Source organism: Micromonospora sp. MH99 (genome assembly GCF_021442385.1).
GTDB lineage: Bacteria > Actinomycetota > Actinomycetes > Mycobacteriales > Micromonosporaceae > Micromonospora.
Window position 1 is genome coordinate 1 of the sequence record NZ_MUZA01000131.1, and the last position, 6,496, is coordinate 6,496.

The 6,496-nt window shown below is 76.6% G+C and carries 7 protein-coding genes; 3 read left to right on the forward strand and 4 right to left on the reverse strand.

Annotated elements, in window-relative coordinates:
• Positions 1-1,212, reverse strand: a 1,212-nt coding sequence (locus B0E54_RS31840; RefSeq protein WP_234591550.1) for an Hsp70 family protein, incomplete at its 3' end; no start/stop codon positions are given.
• Positions 1,213-1,414: 202 nt separating this feature from the next.
• On the opposite strand from B0E54_RS31840, the gene B0E54_RS31845 reads away from it, so the two are divergent.
• Both B0E54_RS31845 and B0E54_RS31850 read left to right on the forward strand, forming a co-directional pair.
• Positions 1,415-2,107, forward strand: a complete 693-nt coding sequence (locus tag B0E54_RS31845) for a response regulator transcription factor (RefSeq protein WP_007461060.1) — start codon at positions 1,415-1,417, stop codon at positions 2,105-2,107.
• The gene (locus B0E54_RS31850) at positions 2,100-3,113 is read left to right on the forward strand and encodes a sensor histidine kinase KdpD (RefSeq protein WP_234591551.1); all 1,014 of its coding nucleotides are present in this window, start codon (positions 2,100-2,102) and stop codon (positions 3,111-3,113) included. The genes B0E54_RS31845 and B0E54_RS31850 overlap by 8 nt, the downstream gene beginning before the upstream one ends.
• Positions 3,114-3,124: 11 nt before the next feature.
• On the opposite strand, the gene B0E54_RS31855 is transcribed toward B0E54_RS31850, so the two are convergent.
• The 3 genes from B0E54_RS31855 to B0E54_RS31865 are packed head-to-tail and all read right to left on the reverse strand — an operon-like array spanning position 3,125 to position 5,204.
• The gene (locus tag B0E54_RS31855) at positions 3,125-3,832 is read right to left on the reverse strand and encodes a class I SAM-dependent methyltransferase (RefSeq protein WP_308195453.1); all 708 of its coding nucleotides are present in this window, start codon (positions 3,830-3,832) and stop codon (positions 3,125-3,127) included.
• A gap of 20 nt (positions 3,833-3,852) precedes the next feature.
• Positions 3,853-4,533: a DUF2064 domain-containing protein gene (locus B0E54_RS31860; RefSeq protein WP_234591553.1), complete on the reverse strand. Its 681-nt coding sequence runs from the start codon at positions 4,531-4,533 to the stop codon at positions 3,853-3,855.
• Positions 4,530-5,204, reverse strand: a complete 675-nt coding sequence (locus B0E54_RS31865) for a glycosyltransferase family 2 protein (protein ID WP_234591555.1) — start codon at positions 5,202-5,204, stop codon at positions 4,530-4,532. The genes B0E54_RS31860 and B0E54_RS31865 overlap by 4 nt, the downstream gene beginning before the upstream one ends.
• A 145-nt stretch (positions 5,205-5,349) precedes the next feature.
• Here B0E54_RS31865 and B0E54_RS31870 point away from each other — a divergent pair.
• The coding region (locus B0E54_RS31870; protein ID WP_234591556.1) for a hypothetical protein at positions 5,350-6,496 on the forward strand (1,147 nt) is incomplete at its 3' end.

Consider the following 6,496-nt stretch of genomic DNA (forward strand, 5'->3'; position numbering starts at 1 on the left):
GGGCGGACCCGCCGGTGGCGGTACGGGCAGCGCGGGCGCAGCGGCCTGCGGTCCCGCGTACGCCGGCAGCGCTCGGCGCAGCGGCAGGTCCGTCAGCGCGCCCTCGGCCACCGGCAGCTCCGGCTGGTCCAGCACCGTCGGCGCCACCCCCAGCTCGGCGTGCAGCATCCGGGCGACAAGCGGAATCCGCGACGAGCCGCCCACCAGGAACAACCCGGCGAGCTGGTCGGGGCGCAGGCCGGCCGCGGCGATGACCTCCCGGGCCCGTTGCACCGCCCGGTGCAGCAGCGGCGCGGCCACCCGCTCGACGTCCTCCCGCGTCAGCCGCACCGCCTCGGCCACCCCCGGCACCGCGACCGGGGCCACTGCTGAACGCGACAGCGTCTCCTTCGCACCGCGCACCTCGTCCCACAGCCGGACCTGGTCGCGACGCTGCGCCGGATCCGACGGCCGGACGAGCCGGGCCCACCGCCGGGCGTGCCGCTCGCCGAGCAGCTCGCCCACCCGCCGCACCAGCGCCGCGTCCAGATCCAGCCCACCCAGGTCGGGCAGGCCGCCGTCGGCGACCACGCGGAAGCCGGAGTCACCCCACGGGTCGGCGCCCTCGTTGCGCAGCACCGCGACGTCGAGCGTGCCGCCGCCGAAGTCGAACACCGCGATCGCGCCGCCGACCGGCACCGGCCGGTGCAGCACCTGCGTGTAGTAGCGGGCGGCGGCCACCGGCTCGCGCAGCAGTCGGGTGCCCGGCGGCGTCGGCCCGGCGAGGGTGTGCTCGGCAGCCTGCGGCCAACCCGCCCGCAGCAGCGCGTCGGCGAGCACCTGCCGACGCGTGTCGTCCCAGGCCGCGGGGCAGGTGAGCACGGCCGGAGGCAGGAAGCCGACGGCGTCCACCGCGGCCCGACCGACAGCCGTCAGCACCGCGGCGAGCAGCTCCGCCGGCGCGTACACGCGGTCACCGAGCTGCACGGTCGGCTCGTCCACCCGCCGCTTCGGGTTCGCCTCGAACCGGGCCGGGTCGGCCTGCGCCAACCGCCGGGCGTCCATCCCGACGTGCAGGGTGCCGTCCGGGTCGGCGTACACGGCGGACGGGCTGACCGGCTGACCGTCCATCAGCAGCGGACGGGTCCGCCCGTCCGGCCACCGCAGCACGGCGACCGTGTTGGACGTACCGAGGTCGACACCGAGGGCGTAACCCTCGTGCTGGCCTGCCATCTGCCGATACCTCCGCCGCGACGAGGGAAACTCAGCCCCGCATCGTACGCAGTCCATGCCGCCGGCCCGATCGGTCGGTGCGGTCGCCGCGTCGCACCGACAGACCGGCCCTGGTGGTGCGGCCGGGACGTAAGCGAACCGCAAGATCTCCCGGCTCGGGGCCGTCGGCGCCGCTGGCTAGGCTGGCCCCGGGAGGTGGCCGGTGGCGCAGCGGGTGCTCGTGGTCGACGACGATCGCACCGTCAGCGACGTGGTGTGCCGCTACCTGGAACACGCCGGGTACGAGGTGAGCCACGTCGGGGACGGTCTGGCCGCCCTGGAGGCCGTCCAGGACCGGCCGCCGCACCTGGTCGTGCTGGACCTGATGCTCCCCGGGCTGGACGGGTTGCAGGTGTGCCGGCGGCTGCGGGAGCGGCCGGACGGCGTACCCATCATCATGCTGACCGCGCGCGGCGACGAGGCGGACCGGGTGCTCGGCCTGCAACTGGGCGCCGACGACTACCTGGGCAAGCCGTTCTCGCCGCGGGAGCTGGTGCTGCGGGTCGGTTCGGTGCTGCGCCGGGCCGGTGAGCCGGCCGCGCCGGCGGCCGAGCTGCTGGCCGACGCGGGGCTGGAGGTGGCCACCGGGCCACGGATCGCCCGGCTGCACGGCCGCGAGCTGGCCCTGACACTGCGCGAGTTCGACCTGCTGGCACACCTGATGCGGCACCCGACGCGGGCGTTCAAACGCACCGAGCTGCTGGAACGGGTGTGGGGGTGGAACTTCGGCGACCAGTCCACGGTGACCGTGCACGTGCGGCGGCTGCGGGAGAAGATCGAGGACGACCCGGCCGAGCCGCGACGGATCGTCACGGTCTGGGGCGTCGGCTACCGGTACGAGCCGGCCGATGCGTGACCTGGCGCTGATCTTCGGGGCGGCGCTCACGGCCGCGCTCGGCGTGGGCCTGCTGGGCGCGGCAGCCCTGCGGATGCTGCGCCACCGGTCGATCACCGTGCACGTCTGTGTCCTGCTCACCATCACCGTGGCCGCCGTGGTGGCCGGGGTGGTGGTGGTCGCCCAGGCGATGTTCCTGTCTCCGCACGACCTCCAGGTGGTCCTGCTCACGGTCGCCGCGGCGGCGGTCGTGAGCCTCGGCGTGGGCTGGTACTTCGGGCGTCGACTGGCAGTGGCCGCGGTCTGGGCGGCCCAGGCCCGGGAGCGGGAACGGCGGGTCGAGAAGGGCCGCCGGGACCTGGTGGCCTGGGTGTCACACGACCTGCGGACGCCGCTGGCCGGCCTGCGGGCGATGGCCGAGGCGCTGGAGGACCGGGTGGTCGACGACCCGGCGACGGTCGCCGAGTACCACCGGCGGATCCGCCTGCAGACCGACCGGATGACCCGGCTCGTCGACGACCTGTTCGAGCTGTCCCGGATCAACGCCGGGGCGCTGCGCCTGACCCTGTCGGCGGTGCCGCTCGGTGAGGTGGTCTCCGACGCGTTGGCCGGCACCGCGCCGCTGGCAAAGGCCCGCCGCATCCGCCTGGTGGCCGCCGAGTCGGGTTGGCCCACGGTGCTGGCCAGCGAGCCCGAGCTGGCCCGGGTCGTGGGCAACCTGCTGCTCAACGCGGTGCACTACACGCCGAGCGACGGCACGGTGCGAGTGGACGCCGGGTGCGAGAGCGACGCCGCCTGGCTGGCGATCGCCGACACCTGCGGTGGCATTCCGGAGGACGACCTGCCCCGGCTGTTCGACGTGGCGTTCCGGGGTGAGCCGGCCCGTACGCCACGCTCCGGTGGGGAGGGCTCCGGCGGGCTGGGGCTGGCGATCGTGCGCGGGCTGGTCGAGGCGCACGGCGGCCGGGTGGACGTGCAGAACGTCGTCGGCGGCTGCCGATTCGTGGTCCGTCTCCCGGCGGCCTGACGCCCGCGGCGTCAGCGGCCCGTTGCCAGTACACCGAACCAGCGTCGACCCCGCCGGAACACGTCCCGCACCGCGAGCCCGGCGGCGTCGGCGACCGGGTGCACGGCGCGCGCGTCCAGCCGGGCCCAGCGGAAGGCCGGGCCGAGCAGCATCCGGCCGGCGCGCTGCTCGGCGGCCACCCGGGCCAGGCCCTGCCACAGCCCCGCGCCGGGCGGCTCCAGCTCGACCAGCACCGTGCCGCCGGGAGCGAGCAGTTCCCGGCAGCGGCGCAGCAGCGCCACCGGCTCGCCGCCGATGCCGACGTTCCCGTCGATCAGCACCGCGTGTGCCCACCGGCCCTCGCCGGGCAGCCGCTCGAACAGGTCACCGCGCACCGCCACCGCGCCCCGGGCCCGCGTCAGCCGTACCGCCGTCGCGGAGACGTCCACACCGACCGCCGTCCGGCCGGCCCGGGTCAGCGCCACGGTGAGCCGTCCGGGCCCGCAACCGAGGTCGAGGGTCGGCCCGGCACACCGCTCGACCAGCCCGACGACCGCCGGCTCGGCCGGTCCGTGCCAGCGGTCCACCGGTAGCCGGCTGCGGACACCGTCGCCGTGCACCAGCCACCGTCCTCGGGCCGCACGGTCGGCGAGGGCGGCAGCGAACGGATCCGCCACCGTGCCCGCCGCCGACCCGTCGTCGTGCCCCCGCGCCGGCGACCTCGTCGACGTCGCCTCGATCGGGGCGGTGTCGACGGGGTTCACCGACGACCTCCCGGCAGCAGTGCGAAGCGGACCGCCGCGACCTGTCGGGCGAACCGGCCCTGGGGCGCCTCGACGGCCACCGCAAGGGCGTCGGACCACTCGTCGACGTCGCGCAGCACCGGCAGCGGCGCGGTACGCAGGCCGCGTGCGGTCAGGGCCGCCCACGTGTCGTGGCCGGTGTCCGGCGTCGACATCGGCACGTCGCGCAACACCCGGGCGTGCCGGGGATCGCGCAGCCCGAGCGACCACCAGCCGCCGTCGCGCGCCCGGCCGAGCACCGCGTCGGTGGCACCCAGCCGCACGACCGCCGCGGCCAGCCCGGTCGGCGTCACCTGCGGGGTGTCCATCCCGATCTGGAGCACCTGCCGTCCCGGGTACGCCGCCGCGACCTCGGCGTACGCGTTGGCGAGCCGCTCGCCCAGGCCGACGCCGCGCTGGTCGAGGACCGACCAGCCGGCCAGCGCGGCGGTCAACGCGTCGGCGTCCTCCGCCTCGGTCAGCCGGCCCGTCCAGGCCAGCACCGGCGTGACACCGGGGGTGGCGCGGACGGCGTCGAGGGTGTCGCGCAGCGCGGCGGCGGCGATCCGGGCCGCCTGCGCCGGCGTGGCCGGCGGGCAGAGCCGCGTCTTCACCGCCCCCGCGACGGGCGCCTTGGCGACCACCAGCAGAACGGTCACCGGGGGCCCTCCACAGTCCGCAGCACGCCGGCGAAGTCACGGGTCGCTCGCAGGGTGCCCCGCACCGATCCGGACACCTTGGAGCGGGTGCCGACGGCCCGGGGCGCGTAGGTGACGTCCAGCTCGTGGATGCGCCAGCCGGCGGCGGCGGCACGGATCAGCAGTTCGAGGGGGTAGCCGAAGGCGCGGTCGGTGACGCCGAGGTCGAGCAGCGCCTCGCGGCGGGCCACCCGGATCGGACTGAGGTCCCGCAGCGGTACGCCCCGACGGCGCAGCAGCGCGGCGACCAGCGCCGTACCGGCGCGGGCGTGCCACGGCCACACCCCTGCCCCGACCGGGCGTCGCCGGCCCACGCTGAGGTCGGCGGTGCCCGCCAGCACCGGCGCGACCAGGGCCGGCAGCTCGGTGGGGTCGAACGACCCGTCGGCGTCGAGGACGCACACCACCTCGGCGTCGGCGGCCTCCAGGCCGGCGTGCACCGCCGCGCCGTAGCCGCGCCGGGGCTCGTGCACCACCCGGGCGCCGTGCCGGGCGGCCACCTCGGGCGAGCCGTCGCGCGAGCCGTTGTCCACCACGATGGCCCGGTAGCCGGGCGGCAGCGCGGTGAGCACGCCGGGCAGGGCGGCCGCCTCGTCCAGGCAGGGCAGCACCACGTCGATCTCAGTCGGCATACCGCCGACGCTAGGACGACAAGCCCGCGGTGGAGGCGCAAATGTGCTTACCGAACCCTTACCACCTGGGCATTTCTTACCGTCCGGTGACGGGCCGCCGATTGGCGAGCGCGGAGGCGGGCTGTCGCCGTACCGTCCGGTGGTCATGGCCTCGACCACCGCTCTCGCCGCCGCCCCTGGGCGGACCCCGCCCCGCCGCCGGGCCGGGGACCTTCTGGTGCTGGGCGTGGAGGCGGCGCTGCTCGCCGCCGCCGTGCTGGTGGGTGCCCTGCTCAACGCGCGTGGCGCCGGGCTGCACGCCGACGCCGCCCCCCTGTACGCGACGTGGCGGCCGCACGTCGGCTGGGGCAGCCCCGCCGCACTGGCCGTGGCCGTCGCGGTGGTGGGCTGGGGAGCCCGGTGGGCGCGCACCGCCCGGTGGGGTGTCCTGCTGGCTGCCGCGTGGTCGACCGCCGTCGCCTGGACGTTGTCGTTGGCCCTGGTGGACGGCTGGACGGCGGGGCTGACCCGGCGGCTCACCCCGCAGGCCGAGTACCTGCACGAGGTCCCCGGGGTGACCGACATCCCCGCGATGCTGGCCGGCTTCGCCGGCCGGATCGTCGACTTCCAACCCGACGCGTGGTCCACCCACACCGCCGGGCACCCTCCGGGCGCGCTGCTCATCTTCGTCTGGCTGGACCGCATCGGTCTCGGCGGAGGCGCCGCCGCCGCGCTGGCCTGCGTGCTCGTCGGCGCGACGGTAGCGGTGTCGGTGCCGGTGACCCTGCGGGCGCTCGGCGCACCCGACGCGGCCCGCGCGGTGCTGCCGTTCCTGGTGCTGCTGCCGGGGGCGGTCTGGGTGGGCGCGTCCGCCGACGGCATCTTCGCCGCCGTGGTCGCGGCCGGCCTGGCGCTGCTGGCGGTCCGTGGCCGCGTCGCCGCTCTGGCCGGCGGGGTGCTGCTCGGGTTCGCGCTGTACCTGTCGTACGGGTTTCTCCTGGTCGGTGTGCTCGCGCTGGCCGTGGTGACGCTGCGCCGTACGCAGCGTCGGGGCGCGCTGCTCGCCGCCGCCGTCGGGGTCGCGGCGGTGATCGCGATCTTCAGCGCGGTGGGCTTTCACTGGTGGGTCGGCTACCACCTGGTCGTCGAGCGGTACTACCAGGGCTGGGCAGCCGACCGTCCGTACGCCTACTGGGTGTGGGCCAACCTGGCCGCGCTGCTGCTCAGCGCCGGGCCCGTGCTCGGGCCGGCGCTGCGCCGCGTGCTGTCGGGCGCACGGTCGCCGTGGCCGGGGCTGCGCGCGGCGCTGCCGG

Excerpts from the sequence above, each read along its gene's own strand:
- B0E54_RS31850 (WP_234591551.1), top strand. The coding sequence starts at position 2,100 with ATGCGTGACCTGGCGCTGATCTTCGGGGCGGCGCTCACGGCCGCGCTC.
- B0E54_RS31865 (WP_234591555.1), bottom strand. The coding sequence starts at position 5,204 with ATGCCGACTGAGATCGACGTGGTGCTGCCCTGCCTGGACGAGGCGGCC.